Genomic DNA, 18,260 nt, shown 5'->3' on the forward strand with positions numbered 1-18,260 from the left:
CGCTTCGTGTCAATGGTCTAATTAATGAGCGTTCGTGAGAAGCTTCGTGGCGACGTCGAGGGGTATCCCGACGTCTCCCGCTACGTCGACGATTCGTCGACACACCACTGTTTCCCGATTCGACACCTCGCCCTCACCGTCGGCGGTGGCGCTGGCCGACGCGTCGATTTCGAACCGGACACTGCCGAAGACCGCATCGAAGCGACCGGCGTGAAGTACTACTTCTGTGAGCGTGGCGTCTGCACCGTCGGCGAGCGCGCGCTCACGGCCGTCGACGACTCCGGCAGTTCGTGGCTGCTCCCGTACCGGGAGATGGGGTCGTTCGGCCACGACGTGGAACAGTCGAGCAGTTCGAGTCGAGTCCCCTTCCGGGCCGAGGAGCGTCAATTTCGGTTTCAACTCTACTTCCTGCTCGGCGGGACGTTCCACACCGTCTCATCGGTCGACTTCGAGAGTGAACCCGGGGACCTTGACGTCGGCGCTATCACGACGTTCGTCCGGTCGAAAGTGCTGCGCGAGGACTGACCCCAACGGTCGACCAGTCCCAGGTCACTCGGTCGCCGCGCCGACTGCCCGCTCCGGCGGTCGCTGGTCGCCGTCACCTTCGAGGATCGATTTGAGTTCGACGAGCTCTTTCCGAAGTTGGCGGCGCATCATGTAGCGCATCACCGGGCGGAACACGGTGAACATGAACTTCGTGAACCGACCGTCTGCACCCGTCTCGATGGTGTTCGAAACGTGGGTCTTCCCGTCGACCGCCTCCAGTTCGAGCAAGCCGTCGAAGGCAAACGGCCCTTCTGGTGCCGTGATGCCGAGTCGCGTCGGCGACTCGTACTCGGTCACCTCGAACGTCATGTCGTGGGTCTTGCCGCCGTAGGTGTACTCGCTCTCGTAGCGGTCGCCGACACCGGTGCCGTCGCCGGCGACGCGCGTCGTCTCGCCGACGCCGACGACCCACTCGCTCATTCGTTCGACGTTCGAGATGTATTCGAACACGTCCGCTACCGGTCGGTCGACGGTGACGGTGGCTGTAGCCTTCATCTGCGAATCAACGATTTCTAGAGGGTTTCGACGACAATAGTCGTATCGTCGAGGTGAGCGACCGACACTCCTCACGTGTGCGCGCCACCCATCACTTCGACTATACCTCATCTCGACGCAGCGCCTAGGCAGACACGTGTCCACCGTCTCATCCGACATCGAACAGCGGCTGACGAGCGACCCACCCCGGATCGCATACCTCGCGACGGCGACCGACGACCGCCCGCACGTCGCGCCAGTCTGGTTCTACTACGCCGACGGCGTGGTCGAAATCGTCACGACCGGGCGAAAACTGGCGAACCTCCGGGCGAATCCGCGGGTATCGCTCGCGGTCAGTTCGGAACGAGCTGGCGTACCGGAGTGGACTGTCACGCTCCGAGGCACTGCGAGCGTCGTCGACGACCCCGATGCGACCAGCGACGCGAACGCACGAATCAATCAGAAGTACGGCGCGCCCGACGACGCGTGGGACGAGAACACGCTCGTCCGCATCGTAGTCGGGTCCGCGAGTCTGCGGACGTACTGAGTGGCGTCGCCGTGGCCCGACTGCGTTCACCCGAGCAGCCGTGCGATTCCCATTCCACCACCCCCGACGACGATAGCCAGTCCGTCGTCGAGTCCAGCGCTTCGGAGTCCACTCGCACCGACGACCGAATCGGCTTCCCAACTCCCGGTCTCCGAGCGGGAGAAGACGGTCTCGTCTGCGACTGCGAGTGTCGTTTCGCCAGCCGAAGCGACCGAAGACAGTCGCTCGTCGGTCACGCGCGTTGGCGTCCAGCGGCCGTCGTCGTACCGGTGGACGACGCCATCACTGGTTGCGACGAGGCAGGCGGTGGGAGCGACAGTGGCGAGATCGGTCGGCGTGCCGTCCGCGTCGATGCCGACTCGTTCGATATCGGCGGTCGCCGACCCGAGCGAGAAGACGCCGTCGTTCGTATCGCAGCAGAACCCGGCGTCCGTCGACGGTGAGTCGGCCGCGTCACAGAGTGAGACACTAGCGATACTCGACCCGCTGCCGGGTTTGACCGGGTCCTTCCACCGGCAGTCGCCGTCCCGGTATCGGCCGCGGAGGAGTTCGCCCGAGCCGGTCGTGAGCACGAGCGTCGCGTCACCGGCAGCACCGCCGACGGCCACGTCGGTCCACGTGTCCGTTCGGCCCTGCGGGGCGGACCAGTCGACGTGCTGGCCGGATTCGATGTCGATACGGCCGAGCGCCCCGCCGTCTCCAGCGACCCAGACCGCCTCGCCGTCGGCCGTCGCATCGACGGCTGTGAGGTCGTGGCTTCGTGCCGTCGGGCCATCGGTCAGGACGGGTTCCCAGTCGAGAACCGGTCCGTCTCCATCGCCCGACTCGGCGGCGTCGTTGTGCGTCCCCGCGAGGAGGACGCCGTCGTCGCCGACCACGTAGGCAGTTCCCTCGGTGACGACCACGTCGGTCAGGTCGGCATCCGTCGGGAGGTCGACCGGTCGCCAGTCGGTTTCTATACTGGTCGCTTCTCGGTCGTCTGGTCCGTCGTTTGTACCGTCTGCATCGTCTCCGTCGTCTGCCGTCGGTTCGGCTGCTGTGTCCTCCAGTGTCGTGTCCGCTGTCTCACCTGCGCGACCGCTCTCCGTCCGAGTCAGGAAGTAGTAGCCGACGAGCGGGAGCAGGTAGCTGGCGAGCGCGACGATGGCGAAGCCACGGTGGACGACCGTCAGCGTCCCGAACGCGGTCATCGCTGCTGTCGCGAGTCCGTGGACCCACGTCTTGACGTATCGGCGAACGAAGGCGACGAAGTCGGTCGAACCGTGGTCTATCGGCATTGTGTCCCTCTGTCGACGCGTCGTTTGCTGTCGGGTCGGTCTTCGACCGTGCGGAAGAGACGTTCGTTCGGCGTGGCGCAGTCGGACCGGGTCGTCGGCGAATTTCGGTCCGTGTCGGTCGCGATAGAGGCAGATTCCAGTTGCAGCGTGAAAAGGCCGGAGACTAATTGTTGCCCGGTCGAAATGAGCGACCCAGTAGAGCCGTCGGTCAGTCGATTTCGTACCGCTCGAACGTCAACACCGCCCGGTGGAAGGCCGCCTTCGAAACCGCGGCGGCCAACGCAGCTGTCGAACAGAGTCCCACGAGTCGGACGACTGCGACCGGGACGCCGAGCGACTCGGCGACGACGGTCGGCGTGGCGACGAGCGCCGGCAGACAGACGAGGCCGAGCAGGACTGGGAGGGCCGCGAGCCGCAGGAACGAGCGCACCCCCATCTCAGAGTACACGGTCTTCGAGACACCGGGCATCGGGACCGGCCAGAACTCGTCGTAGGGGATCCGCGTCCCGAGAGCGGCACCGAGTGTGGACCCACAGATGCAGAGGGGCAACCCGAGTGCAGCGAGGACCACGACCTCGACCACACTCGCAGCAGTCGTCAAGCCCGTGGCAGCAGTCACAGCGACCGTCACCGGCGCACCGACCGCGACACCGGCGAGGACGATTCCCCGGACGAACTGCTCGGCACGAACCGAGGTGAGCGTCAGTGAAAGCGTCGAATAGTCGACGGTGAACGCTTGCAGACCGAACGCGATGCCGGTTCCAGCAGCGAGCAGCCAGGCCAACACGACGACGAACACCACCGGCATGGTTCCCGTGTCGAGAAGAGGCATGAAGACGATGGGAAGGACGAGCAGGATGTAGCCTGCAGTCAGCAGCCCCTGCGGTGCGCGGCGTTCCTGTACCCAGCGTCGGCGTGCCACCGTGAGGGTCGGCCGTGTGACGCGGTCACCGAATAGCCACACGGCGAGGCCGGTGCCTCCGAACGCTGACGCGCTCTCGACCGACCCACGGTCGTCGAGAGGAGCGTTCCACGTTCGCGATGCCAACGCGAGCGCCGCGGCGAACAGTACCGGGATGCCACCGCCGACGAGGCAGACCGCGGCGAGCGTTCGACTCGGCGTCGCGTGCACGACCGATGTGCCCAGCAGCGCCGCGTCGACGAACCACGCAGTCGGGAGCGCGTGCGCGTCGACCCACCCGACCAAGCGAGAGACGGACCACCCGCCCACGCCGAGAACCGGCACCCCGACGACGAGACAGAGGACGGCCATCCCGGTGACTACCCGTCGAGTACGTCGATTCGCGCGTCTTCGCCACGACCATACGCCGAGGGCGACGGCGAATCCGACCGTCACACCGGCCATCGTTACCAGTCCGACGAGTCCGACGACGGAGAGTGGAATCGTGAGGAGTGTCGTGCTCGGTTGCCCGTGAACTACGAGTCCGACTGCGACGCCGACGGCCGGCACGACGAGCAGAACGACGAGTTCTGCGGCGACGACGAGCGCCATGCCGAGGACGATGTCACGCGTCGTCACCGCCGTCAGGAGCAGGTCAGTCTGTAACCGTGCCAGCAGGCTGGTGGTCTGTCGAGCGGCGTGCCAGCAGAGACCGACCGACCCCGCAGCGATGCCCGCGAACAGTCCGTCGCCAACGGCTGGTTCGACACCGTGTACTGCGACGACGGCGGCGAGCATCACCGCGACCAGAGCGGCCGGTCGCAGCGTCGACGACGGGCCGTTCTTCCGCGAGCGTCGTACCCGGTCGACGCTGGCGATGCGGACGCTCCGGCGGAGTGTCAGGAGGGCGCGCATGGCGAATAGTGTACGCCAACAGACTATATCTGATTATGTATAGTTTGGTACGCCGTCACCAGAAGTCGTCCGCGCCGCTCATCGTCTCCGCGAGTGCGTCGCGTTTGTGGACGGCGGCGTTGCCCGAGCGCGACAGCGCGTCGGTCACTACGTCGTCGGCACCCGAAATCGGGTCGTGGGACTCCACGAACGCGGCCAGCACGAAGTCGGCCTCGCTCGCGCCGGTCAGTGTCCGGGCGTCTGCCCGCGAGAGGTCTGCCGTCAGCCAGTCACGGACGATTCGGCGACCCTGCGGCGACAGCGGCGACACGCCGTCGAGACCGAGCAGGTGCAACACTTTCGCAGCGACCATCGGTGCGACCCCGGCCTCGTGGCCCGCCGCGTCGATGGCCGCGCCACCGGCGTATGCGTCGACCACTTCTGCCGCTTCCGCCGCCTCGCACGGGAGCGCCTCAGCATACGGGTCGAGTCGGTCGACCAGCCTCGCGGCCGACTCGTCGACGGTCGCCACGCCGCGGTCGCGCTGCTCGGTCGTCACACAGAGTCCGTCCGCGATGTCGGCCAACCCCATACGTACCTGTTCGGGGCGTATGAAATAAAAAGGGTCGGTTCGGACGCCGTTCTCCCGGTCCCTCCCGACGCGAACCTACCGGTAACCGGTTGGTTCACCGTCGCCGAGTCGGGTAATTTCCGCGGTTTTCTCACTCGTTTAAATATCCGTTCGCCGCGAAGGTGCAAGTATGAGCAAAGCACAGCAGTCCTGCCCCGAATGCGACGGCCACCTCACGACCGACCGCGACGAGACCATCTGTGGCGAGTGCGGCCTCGTCGTCGGCACCGACCGACTGGACCGCGGGCCGGAGTGGCGCTCGTTCAGCGAGGGCGTCGCCGAGGGCAAGCGAACCGGTGCACCATTGACTCGGTCGCGACACGACCGCGGACTCTCGACCGAAATCGGCTACCGCGACGGGAACGGTGTCCGGCTGACGGGCCGGAAGCGACGACTCGTCTCCAGACTTCGGACGCAGCACAACCGGGCGAGAATCGCCACCAAGACCGACCGAAACCGGGTGTACGCGTTCACCGAAATCCGCCGACTGGTCGGCGCGCTCTCGCTGCCACGCCCCATCCGCGAGCAGGCGTGTGCACTGTTCGAGTCGGCGCAGGACGAGGACCTGTTGCGGGGGCGTTCGTTGGAAGGATTCGCCGCCGCGACGGTGTACGCGGTCTGTCGCGTGAACGGCATCTCGCGGACGGTCGAAGAGGTCGTCGCGGACGCCCGGTCGGACGACGGCGAACTTCGGGCGGCCTACAGCGCACTCAACCGCGACCTCGGCCTGCCGACCGGGCCCATCGACCCGACGGAGTACCTCGCGCGCTACGCCAGCGTCCTCGACTTGCCGCAGTCGGTCGAACGCCGGGCGCGCGAACTGTCCACCGAGGCAGTCGAGGACGGAGTTGCTTCAGGCCGGAATCCGAGCGGCTTCGCGGCCGGCTGTCTCTACGCCGCGGCGAAGCAGGAGAAACGCGTCTCACTCACACAGCAGGCAGCAGCGGACGTGGCGGACGTGTCGACCGTCACCGTCCGGTCGGCGTATTACGCGGTCGTCGACGAGGAGTAACCGTCCGCGCGAGTCGGCGGAACGACTCGGCAGCCGTCGACTCTGGTTCGACGTCCCGCACCGGCCGGCCAGCACGGCCCGCCCGCGCGACGTGGTCTGACTCCGGAATCGTGGTTACTGGCGCGCCGAGCGCTCGCTCGACGGCGGCGGTCGGCGGGTCAGCCCCGGTCCGATTCAACACGACCGCAGCCAGCCCAGCGTCGAGTTCACGAGCGAGTGCCCGTGTTCTGAGTGCGTCGGGCAGTGCGAAGGCGTCCGGGCGCGCCACAAGCACGGACCGGTCCGCGACGAGCAGCGGAATGCCCGCGTCGGCGGCCATCCCGGCCGGGCAGTCGACGATGACGTCGCCGTACGCCCGTTCGACCGCCGTCACGGTCTCGACCAGTTCGGTTACGTCGGCAGCCCGCGCCCCAGCGAGCGAGCGACCGCAGGGCAACAGTTTGACTGGGCCGTCTTCGCGGACCGCCTCGATTGAGTCTGCCCGACCGGCAAGCACGTCGTGGAGGTCCGGCCCGTGGGCCGAGGGAAGGTCCGCCATCCCGAGGTCGCCGTCGACGACGACTGCGCCGGTCTCAGCCCCGAGGTTGTACGCGACGGTCGACTTTCCGACGCCGCCTTTCCCACCGGTCACGGCGAGTTTCATCGCTCCTCCAGTGCCGCCGACAGTGCTGCGGTCCGGTCGGCGACCAGCCGAACGTTCGCCCGGTCCCGGTCGGTCACGGTCTCACAGTTCGAGAGCCCGTCGAGCCACGCCGTGACAGCACGTGGCGGCTTCGGTCGCTGCACAGCAGTTGCCCCACTGCTCGGAACGACGTCTCCCGGCGGCGTCGGGTCGCCGAGTGTCCGGACCAGCCCTTCGGCGGTGTAGTCCGTCGTCGCCGGCGTGTCGTCTGTAGCCGCCGACAGCGGCGTCTCGTCGACGACTCCTACGACCGAATCCTCCGAGTCTGAGACCGCTTCCGGACTGGCGAAGCCGACGCCACGGCTCCCCATCGCTGGCACCGTCACTGTCACCTGTACCCCGTCCCAGCCCGCCTCCGGAACACCCTGTCGGCGGGGCGGCCACACGGGGTCCAGCCCGCTTTCGAGCGTCACTCGCCGTGGCCGTGTGCCATCGTTCGTGAGCGTCGCCGCGACGAACGTCACGCAGTCACGTCTCTCGGTTCTAACGTCCAGTTCGACCATGGCCACGCTTGCCGCCTACTCGGGTTTAAACCGTGACGACGGGCGCGTCGAGGACGGTGGCAGCCGTCTCGGCCGAGTCGAAGCGGTTGCACGTCAGCACGACTGGCGCGCGCAGCGACGCGATGCTGACCAGGGCGAGCGCCTGCGTCACCGGGTCGGGAGTCGTCGTGCCCTGTCTGCACGCCTCAGTCGCCCAGTTCGGCAGTGTCGCCATCGCCGCTTCGAACTCGTCGGCCACCTGCGCCGCCAGCCACGCGTCGGCCGCCCGGGCCAGATTGTCGCGTCGGTCGACCAGTCGAAGCCGACGCTGCTGGGCGTCCCAGCCGTCTCTCGCCGCCTTCCTCGCCTGCGTCAGCGTCTGCTCAGCGGCGATTCGGTCCGTCTGTACGTCGGTGAGTTCACGGAGTGCAGCCTCTCGCTCGGCTTCGACGGCTTCGGTGTCGGCGTCCAGCTCTCGTCGGGCCTGCACCTCGCCCTGTAACGCCGCGACTCGCTCGGTCAGTTCGTCTTCCCTCGCGCCGACCGTGGCCACGCGCTCGCGGGCGGCGGCGTGGTCGACGAGCGGTGTCGCACTCTCGTCGATGAGCGCGTCGAGTCGGGCGAGTTCGGCCGCCTGCGGCGGTTCGACCCCACGACACCTGGCGACGGCGGCGAGTGCTTGCGTCGACTCGAACGACATTCCGGGTTCGACGAGGCCGACGTGGTCGTGGACCGGCCCCGGTTCGGGACAGTCCACAGAGAGTCCGGCTACCGACTCGCCGCGAACGGCCCGAAGGACCGCCATCGCGTCCACGCCAGTGTCTCGCAAATCGAGTGCTCGGCCGGCCCGCTCCCACGTCTCGCCGACGATTCGGACTGGTGGTGCGGGTCGCTCCATACTCACAGCTCTCGGTCTCGCATCGTCGCCACGGACGGGTGTTCAGTACCGGTCGAGAATTTCTCGTACGGTGTGTAGGGAGACTCACGGGCTTCGTACGCCTCCGCTGCTGCCCGTGCCCGCTCGTACGCCGACTCGAACTCGTTCAGCGGCTCGGTTCGTTCGACCTGTACCGCGTCGCCGTACTTCTCGCGCAGTCTGAGTACACAAAAGGCACCGAACTCCGTCCGTTCGAACAGTGCTGCACGCCCCAATCGCCGGACGACCGTCTCCTCGTGGGTGGTACAGACGTTTCGAAGGGTCTGGCGCGCCGCCTTCGAGTACGTGATGACGAGGAACACAAAATTGTGTTCTTAGATATGTGTAAAAAAGTGTTCGGTCCCGCGTCGAACTCACTCCGAGAGACGTTCGGCCGACAGTTGCTGTGGCGCGTCGGTCCACAGTTCTCTGGCGCGCTCACGCGCTTCGGTCGGGCCGGCGGCGACGACGACGACGCTTCGTGCATCCTCTTCCTCCAGACTGTCGCTGACACGATACACCGCGAGGTCTGCCACGTCGAACTCGCTGACGTAGGTGCGAATGATGGCCTGTACCTGCTGCTCCATGCTTGCGAGGCCGACCTCGCCGCGCTCGAACGCGCCGAGGACTTCTTCGACGTTCCGTATCGCTGAAATCCGGTCCATCAGGTTCGTCGGTGCAGAGTGCGCGGGTCGGCACCTTCGCCCTTCTGGTTCGACGACCGCATGCTACGACTCCGCCGCCAGCAACTCGAACAGCGGCTGGATGTCCGTCGCCGTGTAGTGGCGAAGGAGTTCGTGCAGTGCGCGACGTTCGCGGTCGTCAGTCTCGCCGCGGTCGCCGCCGTCGTCGCTGGCTTCGTCGTCGCTGGCTTCGTCGGTGTCGTCGCACAGGCGCAGGTATCGCTCGCCGAAGTACGGCACGTCCTTGTTCGTCACGACTGGGTCGGCCACGTCGCCGCGGTAGCGCGGATGCTCGGCCCGCCAGTCCGGCGGATGCAGCGAGTGAGTGTAGCAGTCCCAGTGCGTCTCCGGCACGTCCGCGTTGTCCTCCAGACTGCCAGACGGCGTGAGGTTCACCACGTCGATATCGTCGAAAATTCGGTTAACCCGCTTTGAGAGCGCCAAATCGTCACTGGCAAGCACGGCACGACCCCGTAGGTGCCTCGTGTCGAAGTCGCCCCAGTACAGCACGAGCGTCGACGGGTCGCGCGACTCCACGAAGGTACAGAAGCGGTCGAGCAGCGCCGCCTCGTCGTCTCGACTGCTTCCCTCTCGGAACAGCACTTCGACCTCGCCAGGAACGTCCTCTTGCGGCGCGTAGCCGACCCCGATACAGAGCAACTCGACGTGCGAGGAGTCGTCGAGGTCGATGCGCTCCTCGGGTTCGGTCGAAACCGTCTCGATGTCCACCGCGACGATGCCGCCGGTCCCCAGCCAGTCGGTGCCGGCGGCCGCCTCCTCGTTCCCGAAGAATTCCGGTGGCTCGTCGAGTCGTTCCGCCTCCATCGCACCCCGGTTCGACCCCAGCATCGTCTCTCCACGAAACACGTCACCCTCTGCCCGCTCGAACAGGTAGTATGCGTCCGTCTCGATGTCGTAGTAGTCGGTCTCTTGCGCCCAGATTTTCAGGTCGAACTCCTTGCCCAGCCAATCCTCCAGCACGTACTTCTCGTCGCCGTTGTCGAACCGGTTCACGCCGCAGACTCGACACACCATGTCGATGTACTCGCCGTCGACGATGTCCCGCTTCGACGTTCGTGGATAGTCCATATTTCGTGTTGGTCGTCCTTCGCCTGCATCCCGCAAAATGGTGTTCGTCCGCCCGATGCCGCCGGTTCCGTGGCTGTTCTACGTCGTCCGCAGGTGGTCGGTGCGCGGTTCGTACACCTCGCCCTTCTGCTTCAGCTTCTCTATCTCGTGTTCGGCCTTCGAGTGGTCCATGCCGATTTCGTCGGCCCGCTCCATCACGACGTCGACTGGCGCACCGTCGTCGTAGTCCTCCTCGATGTCACCGATGAGCTGTTTCAGGTTCTTGATGCGGTCACGCTGGCTCTTCGACGTGCCCGTCTCGATGACGTCCGCGTCGAACTCGCCCGTCTCCGGGTCGACGCCGATGTTCTGCAGACACTCCCGAACGATGGTGATGACGCGGTCTGCGTCCTCCGCCTCGACCGTATCCGACAGCCGCATCCGCGCCGACGCCTCCGACAGCCGAACCAGCGCCTCCAACTTCCGGGCCGTCACCGGCACCGGCGCGTCCTCGTCCTGCCCCTTCGAGCGCAGGTCGACGTAGAAATCGCGGATGGCCTCCCGTGCTTCTTCGGTCATCCGCGGGTAACAGTGCTGCTTCGAGTACGCGATGTACTTCCGAACCAGGTCCGGGTCGATGTCCGGGTCGACCTTCTCGGTCATCCGCTCGACCTCCGCGGGGTCGACGTCGTGGTTCGTCATGTTCGTCTGCTGCGTGTGCAACTCACCTGCGTAGTTCGTGTTGATGATGTGCTCTGCGAGGTCGCGGTCCTTGTCCGGGTTCGGGTTGTCCGTCACCGTGAAGATGAGGTCGAACCGCGAGATGAGCGCCGGCTCAAGCTCTATCTGCTCGCCGATGGGTTCGTACTGGTCGAAGCGACCGTACTTCGGGTTCGCCGCACCGAGCAGCGAACAGCGCGACTTCAGCGTTGCGTTGATGCCCGCCTTGGAGACGGAGATTTTCTGCTGTTCGAGGGCCTCGTGCATGGCGGAGCGGTCTTCGGAGTTGTGAACGACCATCCCGTTGGCGACGAAGTTGTGGGTGCCTTCGACGGTAAGGTCGTAGACTTTTGCACCCTGACGCGCCTCAATCTCCTCCAGTTTCTCTCTAAGTTCCGTTCGAATCGATTCGGTTCTCGAAATACTTCTCTCCCTGACCTCATCGAACCTGTCAGTCTGGACTGTTTCGCTGAACCAGCGTGAGACTGTAGACCCAGCGACGTCGAGGTCAGAAGCGATGGTCTGGAACGAGATACCGTAGCGGTCTAATTCCGTTCGCAGGGTTTCCCAGTCTGTTGCTTCACCGGGATCAGTCGAGAGTATCTGTTTTGCTTGCTCGATTGCTTCCTCTCTTGAACAGTTGAGTCTCTCGGCGATGTCTTCTCTGAGAAGCGTTACTCTATCGTCTTCACCTGTCGCTGAAACGCTGTCGACGGACGCAACACGTCGCCACTTCACGTTTGCTCGGACGAGACTGCTGAAGGTGTCAAGGTCGGTCTCTGCGACGGATGTGATGATGTCCGTAAGCCGGTTCCTTACTGTCTTTTTTAGAGACTTGCTGTCGCCCCACTTCGACGAAATCTGTTGTTGGGAGAACGCTGTTCCTTCTGCGAGTTCTGTCTGTGATATGTGGTAGCGACTCTTGAGCAGGTCGAGATCACTCCACTTAGCGTCCGTTACTTCACCGAGGTCTTGATTCGCAGTGACCCGTCTCGTCTCGAACCTCCGAAGGACCGTCCGGGCAAGTCGAATCGAGATGTTTGCATCTTCGTTTTCGAAGTTGCAGTACGTCGCGTCGTCGATTCCGCACTCAGACTGATACAGCCTGAGTGACGTTCGAGCGTCCTTAAGCACAGAACCACAGTTCGGTATAACGTCTAGAATCGTCCGGTCGCCAGATACCCGTGCGACAGCAGCCTGTAAGGACTCCTGTTTTCTGGCCAGTGTGAATCCGATTCTGTCGTGGAACCGAGTCAGAGAAGTCGCGTCGGTAATCGTCAGGACGTGTAGGTCGAGTCTATCCCTTGCAGAGCTCTCACGTTTTTCTAGCTGGCACGTGACTCCGAACTCCAGAAGGAGGTGTTTCACTCCCATGAGGAGTTCGTAACTCGCGGAGTGGATACGGACGTGGCGTTCGCCGACCGACGCTTCACTGTCGGCGAGCGCACGGACAAACGCAGCCTTCGTCTCCCGAGATGCTTCGCTCACGGATTCGGGAAGGCGCTTTCCGTCGTACGTTTCCAGATTCATCCCGGCGTTGATTACGTAGTCGGCGTGGCTTTTACCCGGTAATCGAACCGTTTGGACACCGTCATCGCGCTGCTCGCTCGGAGGACGAATTGGTGTCGCGTCGAATGCACCTTCACAGACTTGCTCAAAGTCGGAGAGAAGCTCTTCTTCAGCGTTCGTGAACCGGATTCCATACACACCCGCGTCCCGGTCGTAGTAGAGGTTCCCGTCACCGGCGAGATAGCCGAGTACAGCACCGAGAGCAGGGGTAATCGAATTTTCAGGGATGGGAGAAGCCGACTCGGCTGTCATGGTCCCACCGTCGGTGAACTGCGATGGAATCTCACGCGGCACGTACGTCCAGTCACCTGCTTCGAGTTCAGCGGCGGGACGTTCGACACGCTCCCCATCCTCTGAGACGAAGAACGGATGGTCTGCAGTCGCTGTCAACTGCTCTCCGGTCTCAAGTGTTACCTCGGTTAATTCGTCTGGGGCCTCGTACTCGTGAATCGCCGTAATCGGGCGACGAACGAGCGAGCCATCCTCGTCCATCGTCCATGCTTCGAGGTCGCCTCCACGAATCGTTCTTCCATTGTCTAATCCTTCTATCTCTCCTTCTTTTGCCAATTCGTGCGCGAGGTCTCTGATTCGTGAAATTCGTCCGTCTCCGAGGTGGACTATACTCTCTCCGGTGACACAACGCATCTTGTCGAGTTCGTCCACTGCCGCAATTCCTTGGTCTGCAAGCACCAATGCGCCTGCCTCGAGCGTCCACTGCTGCCCGTCGCCGAAGTCATCCCTCACAGCTGCAGCAGTCAACCCTGCACTGGAGCTACCTTTCCCAGACGTGTACACCGACCGTGGTGCAATATTCTGTATATATCCTAGCATCTGGGACTTACCCGTACCAGGGTCCCCTATCAGCAACATGTGCAGGTCGCCACGAATCCGTGACCCGTCGGGGAGGTGTTTCGTGACGCCGGAGAACAGTTGCAACATCATCGCGAGTTTCTCCTGGTCGTAGCCGAAGATGGACGGGGCGATGGAGCCGACCATCTGCTCGTAGATGTCGGGTTCGTTCGAGAGGGCGACGATTTCCTGTTTGTCCTCTTCGGTTATCTCCATGTCCTCGAACTGCTCGTCGTCGACGTGGACGGAGATGCCCTCCATGAAGTGGTCGAAGATGGGCGACTTCTCCTGCTGGTTGCCCTGTTGTTCGAGGCGGAGGATGCCGGTGGCGGCGACGTGGTCGCCGGGGGTGACTTCGCCCGTGATGTCGTCCTCGATTTGGATGTCGAGCGCTTGTGGTGTCTCGCCGCCACGGAGGCCTTCGGGTGATTCCTGCACGCGGAGTTTCTGTGCGTCGACGAACTCGGACTGGTCGTGGTTGAGGACGAACGGGCCCTGTCGTTCACAGCCCTGGCACTCGTGAGGTTCCTGGAAATTCCCGGTGGACTGTGGGATGCGGGTGAGGGTGCCACAGCGCTGGCACTCGAAGGCGGCGACTTCCATCTTCGATTTCACGTCGGTCGCCTTGCGGACGATACCGCGGACCGTGATGAGGGTGCCGACGTCTTTCGAGCGAATCTCACGGATTTCGGTCGAGTCGGGGAGGGGGTCGATGCGGACGTGGGCCTGCCCGAGGCTCACGTCGATTGGGAGGTCGTACAGGCGGAGGGCTTCCTGTGCGTACTCCTGTAGCTGTTCGGGTTGGTTCCGGTAGTCTTCGGCGAGGTCACGGTCGAACTGGAAGAGTTCTTCCCAGTCGACGAAGAGCGAGCGCTGCTCGTTGGGGTAGTTCTGTGCCAGCGTCCCGATCTCGTCGCGGTAGTAGTCGCGGTAGAATTCGAGAAACGCGTCGACGAGTTCGGCGTTGTCCCCTGCGGCCATTGGAACCGACTAGGGGTGTCTCCACCTATGAAGGTTGGCAAAGCGGGCCGAAAGTGAGTGACGGGCGGCGGCCGATGAGGGAGTTCTACAGCAGTCGCGGCCGACGGTTCAGTACCCGACGATGATCCCGGCGCGTTCGAAGACGGCGTAGCCGACGACTTCGGTGGTGTGACGGACTTCGCTGTCGGCGCTCTTCCCTTCCTCGACCTTCACGTCGACACCGGAGCCGCCGAAGTTCCGGTACCGGAGGCCGGCAGTGTCACCGCCGTCGGTCGTCTGCTGTGCGGCGAGGAAGACGGGCGTCGCGCCGAGGGAGTCGCCGAAGTCGATGTGGTGCCACTCGTGAGTCACGGTGTTCCCGGTTTTCCCGACCAGTACACCTGTGCCGTCGAGGTGGCTGTTTCCAGTCGCGAGAGCGACGTAGCCGACTGTCTCGGTTGCGTGGCCGCCACGGGACTCTTCTTCCTGCAATTTGACGCTGAACCCACCAGCATCGACGTTCTTCACACGGGTTACGACCGGGTCCAAATCGGCGACCGTCTGGGTCTGGGTCAGCACGACTGGTGCCGCCCCGAAGGCGGCGCTGAAGGCGACGAAGTCGTCGCCCTCGTCGACCGAGACGGTCCCAGCTTCGAGCGTCCGGCCGTCGACGAGCGTGTGGACGCCCGATTCGACCACGAGGTACGAGGCGGTCTCGCTCGTGTGGCTGCCGTCGGCGACGAGCCACTCCTCGAATCGGAACTCGAAGCGGTCGGACTGGACGTTTCTGACTCGGACGTGCAGCGCGTGATTCCCGTTGTAGCTCGGCGGGTCCATCACGACGACGGGGGTCGCGTACGAGTGGTCGAGGACGACCGTGTGCCACTGGTCGCGGGTCGACTGTAAGACGGTGACGCTGCCGGTCTCGCCGACGGCGGCCCCGGTTTGTGTCTCGACACCGAGTGCCCGGTCGACCTGCACGAGGCCGTAACCGGTGTCGGGGTCGACGCCCGCGGCGCCGATGTCGCGTGCCGTCTCGACCAGTCGGGCACGGACGTCTGCAGGCGAGAGGTCACGGTACCCGTCTTGCAGGTCCTGTGCGAGGACGAGCGCCGCCGTCGCGGAGACGTGCGGGGTGGCCATCGACGTGCCGCTCTTCCACGAGTAGTCGTCGTCGCGGTCGGTCGAGTAGACGCTGACGCCCGGACCAGCGATGTCTACAGCCGGCCCCTCACTGCTCCACGTCGGGGTGGTGTCTTCGTCGTTGGTCGCTGCGACGGCGATGGCGTCGGCACACTTCGCCGGGTAGCGAACGTCGTCTGTCGTCGCGTCGCCGTCACCGACGTTCCCGGCGGCTGCGACGACGACTGCACCCGCAGCGGTGGCGCGGTCGACCGCGTCACAGAGGCCCCCGGGAGTCGGCCCGCTCAGGCTCATCGAGAGCACGTCCGCGTCGTCGTCGGTGCCGATGACGCCGTCCGGACCTTTGACGGCCTCGTCCATCCCGGTGATGATGGCAGAGTACGTGCCACTCCCCGAGCTATCGAGTACTTTTATCGAGTAGAGCTGCACGTGCGGCGCGACGCCGACGACACCGAGACCGTTGTCTTCACCGGCGATCGTCCCGGCGACGTGGGTTCCGTGGCCGCTGTCGTCGTTCGCTGCGTTCCGGCCGTAGCTGAGTGTCTCGGCCGGCCAGCAGAACACCCACCAGCAGTCCTCGGTGTTGCTCGTCGCGTCGACACCCCAGTCGACGACGTTGTTCCGGAGGTCTTCGTGGTCCCAGTCGATGCCGGTGTCGATGACCGCGACCTGCACACGTGACTGGTCAGCCGGAGTTAGGCCTGTCGCCGCGACCGCCTGTGCGTTCACTTGTCCGATACCCCACGGCGTCGTCTGTCCCTCTTGGGCCGTCACCGGCCCGACCGTCGCTATCGCGTCCGGATAGACGGCAGCGACGTGTGGATTCCGCTCCAGTCCGGCGATTGCCTGAATCGGGACGTTCGCGTACACGACGGGGAGCAGGTCGACCGAGTCGCCGCCGGTAATCTGCCCACCGAGTGCCAGCACTGGCTCGATGGAGCGGACGCTGTCGTCTTCGAACACCACGATGACTTGCATCCGGTCGGCGATTCCGTGGTCAGCACTGGCGTGGCCGGCACCGGTCGCGGTGCCGGCGACCGTCGCCAGAACGACGACGAGTGCTAGGGCGACTGCGAGGCCCCGATGTGCCGTCGTCCCTCGGCGTCCCGTCGTCCCTCGTCGCCGCATCACACCTCGGCTCATCGCTCACTCCACTGCCGTGACGTTGTCGTCGCTGTGTCGCTCCCTGTCGTCGCCGGCGGTTCGTCGTTCCCCCCGTATGCTCGTGTCATTGGTTCCCCCTGTGGTGGCCTCCTCGTCACCCCCCGGTCGACGAGGAGAGTCCTCTCATTGGTGCGAAAGCCACCGGCCGTTATGAGCATTCTCGACCCGTAACGTGGTCACAGAGCCGGACTCACCGTCGTCGCCGTAATCCCCGACTGGTCAGTACGAAGCTACAAGGTCGGGGCGGGCCGAGTCCGAACTGATGCGTGCCCGTCTCCGTCGCTACGCCCCGTACATCGTCCTCGCGGTCGTCTCGCTCCTGTTGCTCGCTGCGGGCGGTGCCTACGTCTACTTCGACCTGCTCGCGTACGACGCGGCGGAGCCAGTCTCGACGGTCGAAGCCGACTACGACGTGACGGTCGAACGGGCACACGGTGGCTACGTCATCCGCGACACGGATGCCGACCCCGAGACGGTCGGTCTCGTCTACTACCCCGGCGGCCGGGTCGCGCCGAACGCCTACGTCGAACCACTGGCGGCGCTGGCCGCCGACCACGACGTGGTCGTCTACGTCCCGAAGATGCCGCTCAATCTCGCGGTCCTCGGTCAGGGGAAAGCGAGCGACGTGATTCGCAGCGACGAGACGGTCACGGACTGGTACGTCGGCGGCCACTCGCTCGGCGGCGCGATGGCGTGTCGCTACGCCGCGAACAACCCTGAAAACGTCGACGGCCTCGTCCTCGGTGCCTCGTACTGCGACTCGAACGTTTCGGCGTCAGGCCTCGCCGTGCTGGCCGTGACCGGCACCAGAGACGGTGTGTTGAACCGCGAGCGATTCGAGGACAGTCGCTCGAACCTGCCCGCAGACGCCCAGTTCGTCAGTATCGAGGGGATGAACCACTCGCAGTTCGGGAACTATGGCGGCCAGTCGGGCGACTCGACGGGGATGATTTCGACTGCAGACGCACACGACCAGTTCGTCGACGCGGTCGTCGAGTGGCTGTGTGGTGAAGAGGAAGCCGTGAACTGTCCGGGCTGACTGCGCGTTCGCTCAGAAGTGAGACTACGGTTGCTCGCTTCTTCCGCAAAAGTGGGACCTCGGTTGCTCGCTACACTCGCAGTCTATTCCCATTTTCTCGTCACTCTATTCCTCAAAGATGGGACCGTCGAAGACTAGCGACACTCGTCTCCGAGGTCCATTTCTTCCCATCGTTCCGAAATGGGACCGCCGAAGACTCGCTTCGCTCGTCTTCGAGGTCCATTTCTTCACTTCGTTCAGAAATGGGACCGCTGAGAATTGAACTCAGGTCCAGACGTCCCAAACGTCCGAGGATACCACTACCCTACGGTCCCGTAGTCACTCGTTTCGCCTGTCCGATGTAAAGGGTTTCGTTCCGTCGCAACCCCACCCATCAGTTACCACACCTCTCGATTTATCCGACCAGCAGCCGTTCTCACAGTCATGGTCACGACCGTCGAACTCGCAGTACTCGTCCTCGTCGTCGCGTTCGTCGTCGGTGCGCGACGGGTCGTGAACACGGTCAAACCGTTCGTCGTGAACGCCGTGGTCGGGCTCCTCGTGCTGTTGCTCGCGGCGTGGTTCGGGTTCGGCATCGCGGTGACGCCGCTCGTCTTGCTCGTCGTCGCACTCGGCGGTGCGCCCGGCGCGCTGCTCGTGTTGCTCCTGCACGTCTTCGGCGTGGCATTTCTAGTCGCGCCGCTCGTTCCCGTCGTCTGAAACC

The 18,260-nt window shown here is 64.5% G+C and carries 17 protein-coding genes and 1 tRNA gene; 5 read left to right on the top strand and 13 right to left on the bottom strand.

Annotation, left to right across the window (positions count from 1 at the left end; genetic code table 11):
* Window positions 1-24: 24 nt before the first annotated feature.
* A complete protein-coding gene (locus tag ACSC1P_RS10785) occupies window positions 25-525 on the top strand; it encodes a hypothetical protein (protein ID WP_435360157.1) in 501 nt (166 codons plus the stop codon).
* A gap of 24 nt (window positions 526-549) precedes the next feature.
* Here the strand turns inward: ACSC1P_RS10785 and ACSC1P_RS10790 are convergent, their stop codons facing one another.
* The gene (locus ACSC1P_RS10790; protein WP_435360158.1) at window positions 550-1,041 is read right to left on the bottom strand and encodes an SRPBCC family protein; all 492 of its coding nucleotides are present in this window, start codon (window positions 1,039-1,041) and stop codon (window positions 550-552) included.
* A gap of 136 nt (window positions 1,042-1,177) precedes the next feature.
* Between ACSC1P_RS10790 and ACSC1P_RS10795 the strand changes: the two genes are divergently transcribed.
* Complete coding sequence (locus ACSC1P_RS10795) at window positions 1,178-1,567, top strand: pyridoxamine 5'-phosphate oxidase family protein (RefSeq protein ID WP_435360159.1); 390 nt, start codon at window positions 1,178-1,180, stop codon at window positions 1,565-1,567.
* A gap of 26 nt (window positions 1,568-1,593) precedes the next feature.
* On the opposite strand, the gene ACSC1P_RS10800 is transcribed toward ACSC1P_RS10795, so the two are convergent.
* The 3 genes from ACSC1P_RS10800 to ACSC1P_RS10810 form a co-directional block, all read right to left on the bottom strand.
* Window positions 1,594-2,844, bottom strand: coding sequence for a hypothetical protein (locus ACSC1P_RS10800; RefSeq protein WP_435360160.1), 1,251 nt, complete (start codon window positions 2,842-2,844; stop codon window positions 1,594-1,596).
* A 208-nt stretch (window positions 2,845-3,052) separates the two neighbouring features.
* Window positions 3,053-4,660, bottom strand: a complete 1,608-nt coding sequence (locus ACSC1P_RS10805) for a hypothetical protein (protein ID WP_435360161.1) — start codon at window positions 4,658-4,660, stop codon at window positions 3,053-3,055.
* A gap of 55 nt (window positions 4,661-4,715) precedes the next feature.
* Window positions 4,716-5,231, bottom strand: coding sequence for a DUF7858 family protein (locus ACSC1P_RS10810; RefSeq protein ID WP_435360162.1), 516 nt, complete (start codon window positions 5,229-5,231; stop codon window positions 4,716-4,718).
* Window positions 5,232-5,400: 169 nt separating this feature from the next.
* On the opposite strand from ACSC1P_RS10810, the gene ACSC1P_RS10815 reads away from it, so the two are divergent.
* Window positions 5,401-6,282, top strand: coding sequence for a transcription initiation factor IIB (locus tag ACSC1P_RS10815; RefSeq protein WP_435360163.1), 882 nt, complete (start codon window positions 5,401-5,403; stop codon window positions 6,280-6,282).
* Here ACSC1P_RS10815 and ACSC1P_RS10820 read toward each other — a convergent pair.
* From ACSC1P_RS10820 to ACSC1P_RS10855, 8 genes are all read right to left on the bottom strand, one after another.
* On the bottom strand, window positions 6,239-6,925 hold the full coding sequence (locus ACSC1P_RS10820) for a MinD/ParA family ATP-binding protein (protein WP_435360164.1): 687 nt from the start codon (window positions 6,923-6,925) through the stop codon (window positions 6,239-6,241). The genes ACSC1P_RS10815 and ACSC1P_RS10820 overlap by 44 nt on opposite strands.
* Window positions 6,922-7,467 (bottom strand): DUF7857 domain-containing protein, encoded by a 546-nt coding sequence (locus ACSC1P_RS10825; RefSeq protein ID WP_435360165.1) that lies wholly within the window; start codon window positions 7,465-7,467, stop codon window positions 6,922-6,924. The genes ACSC1P_RS10820 and ACSC1P_RS10825 overlap by 4 nt, the downstream gene beginning before the upstream one ends.
* Before the next feature lie 25 nt (window positions 7,468-7,492).
* The gene (locus ACSC1P_RS10830; protein ID WP_435360166.1) at window positions 7,493-8,344 is read right to left on the bottom strand and encodes a DUF7856 family protein; all 852 of its coding nucleotides are present in this window, start codon (window positions 8,342-8,344) and stop codon (window positions 7,493-7,495) included.
* A gap of 2 nt (window positions 8,345-8,346) precedes the next feature.
* Window positions 8,347-8,685: a DUF7855 family protein gene (locus ACSC1P_RS10835; protein WP_435360167.1), complete on the bottom strand. Its 339-nt coding sequence runs from the start codon at window positions 8,683-8,685 to the stop codon at window positions 8,347-8,349.
* A 51-nt stretch (window positions 8,686-8,736) separates the two neighbouring features.
* Window positions 8,737-9,027 carry a DUF7854 family protein gene (locus ACSC1P_RS10840; RefSeq protein ID WP_435360168.1) on the bottom strand — a complete coding sequence of 97 codons (291 nt, stop codon included), beginning with the start codon at window positions 9,025-9,027 and terminating at the stop codon, window positions 8,737-8,739.
* Between the two features lie 63 nt (window positions 9,028-9,090).
* Window positions 9,091-10,134: a hypothetical protein gene (locus tag ACSC1P_RS10845; RefSeq protein ID WP_435360169.1), complete on the bottom strand. Its 1,044-nt coding sequence runs from the start codon at window positions 10,132-10,134 to the stop codon at window positions 9,091-9,093.
* Between the two features lie 78 nt (window positions 10,135-10,212).
* Window positions 10,213-14,232: an LAGLIDADG family homing endonuclease gene (locus ACSC1P_RS10850; RefSeq protein WP_435360170.1), complete on the bottom strand. Its 4,020-nt coding sequence runs from the start codon at window positions 14,230-14,232 to the stop codon at window positions 10,213-10,215.
* A gap of 108 nt (window positions 14,233-14,340) precedes the next feature.
* Entirely contained in the window at window positions 14,341-16,482 is a 2,142-nt protein-coding gene (locus ACSC1P_RS10855; protein WP_435360171.1) for a S8 family serine peptidase, read from the bottom strand.
* Window positions 16,483-16,780: 298 nt separating this feature from the next.
* Here ACSC1P_RS10855 and ACSC1P_RS10860 point away from each other — a divergent pair, with 298 nt between their 5' ends.
* Window positions 16,781-17,557, top strand: coding sequence for an alpha/beta fold hydrolase (locus tag ACSC1P_RS10860; protein WP_435360172.1), 777 nt, complete (start codon window positions 16,781-16,783; stop codon window positions 17,555-17,557).
* A 243-nt stretch (window positions 17,558-17,800) separates the two neighbouring features.
* Here ACSC1P_RS10860 and ACSC1P_RS10865 read toward each other — a convergent pair.
* A tRNA-Pro gene (locus ACSC1P_RS10865) sits at window positions 17,801-17,871 on the bottom strand.
* A gap of 109 nt (window positions 17,872-17,980) precedes the next feature.
* Here ACSC1P_RS10865 and ACSC1P_RS10870 point away from each other — a divergent pair.
* Window positions 17,981-18,256: a pro-sigmaK processing inhibitor BofA family protein gene (locus tag ACSC1P_RS10870; protein ID WP_435360173.1), complete on the top strand. Its 276-nt coding sequence runs from the start codon at window positions 17,981-17,983 to the stop codon at window positions 18,254-18,256.
* The last annotated feature ends 4 nt before the right edge of the window (window positions 18,257-18,260 follow it).

The sequence above is a fragment of the Haloarchaeobius caseinilyticus genome (assembly GCF_051207395.1).
Classification (GTDB): domain Archaea; phylum Halobacteriota; class Halobacteria; order Halobacteriales; family Natrialbaceae; genus Haloarchaeobius.

Excerpts from the sequence above, each read along its gene's own strand:
- ACSC1P_RS10785 (WP_435360157.1), top strand. The coding sequence starts at position 25 with ATGAGCGTTCGTGAGAAGCTTCGTGGCGACGTCGAGGGGTATCCCGAC.
- ACSC1P_RS10790 (WP_435360158.1), bottom strand. The coding sequence starts at position 1,041 with ATGAAGGCTACAGCCACCGTCACCGTCGACCGACCGGTAGCGGACGTG.
- ACSC1P_RS10800 (WP_435360160.1), bottom strand. The coding sequence starts at position 2,844 with ATGCCGATAGACCACGGTTCGACCGACTTCGTCGCCTTCGTTCGCCGA.
- ACSC1P_RS10805 (WP_435360161.1), bottom strand. The coding sequence starts at position 4,660 with ATGCGCGCCCTCCTGACACTCCGCCGGAGCGTCCGCATCGCCAGCGTC.
- ACSC1P_RS10810 (WP_435360162.1), bottom strand. The coding sequence starts at position 5,231 with ATGGGGTTGGCCGACATCGCGGACGGACTCTGTGTGACGACCGAGCAG.
- ACSC1P_RS10815 (WP_435360163.1), top strand. The coding sequence starts at position 5,401 with ATGAGCAAAGCACAGCAGTCCTGCCCCGAATGCGACGGCCACCTCACG.
- ACSC1P_RS10820 (WP_435360164.1), bottom strand. The coding sequence starts at position 6,925 with ATGAAACTCGCCGTGACCGGTGGGAAAGGCGGCGTCGGAAAGTCGACC.
- ACSC1P_RS10825 (WP_435360165.1), bottom strand. The coding sequence starts at position 7,467 with ATGGTCGAACTGGACGTTAGAACCGAGAGACGTGACTGCGTGACGTTC.
- ACSC1P_RS10830 (WP_435360166.1), bottom strand. The coding sequence starts at position 8,344 with ATGGAGCGACCCGCACCACCAGTCCGAATCGTCGGCGAGACGTGGGAG.
- ACSC1P_RS10840 (WP_435360168.1), bottom strand. The coding sequence starts at position 9,027 with ATGGACCGGATTTCAGCGATACGGAACGTCGAAGAAGTCCTCGGCGCG.
- ACSC1P_RS10845 (WP_435360169.1), bottom strand. The coding sequence starts at position 10,134 with ATGGACTATCCACGAACGTCGAAGCGGGACATCGTCGACGGCGAGTAC.
- ACSC1P_RS10850 (WP_435360170.1), bottom strand. The coding sequence starts at position 14,232 with ATGGCCGCAGGGGACAACGCCGAACTCGTCGACGCGTTTCTCGAATTC.
- ACSC1P_RS10855 (WP_435360171.1), bottom strand. The coding sequence starts at position 16,482 with ATGCGGCGACGAGGGACGACGGGACGCCGAGGGACGACGGCACATCGG.
- ACSC1P_RS10860 (WP_435360172.1), top strand. The coding sequence starts at position 16,781 with ATGCGTGCCCGTCTCCGTCGCTACGCCCCGTACATCGTCCTCGCGGTC.
- ACSC1P_RS10870 (WP_435360173.1), top strand. The coding sequence starts at position 17,981 with ATGGTCACGACCGTCGAACTCGCAGTACTCGTCCTCGTCGTCGCGTTC.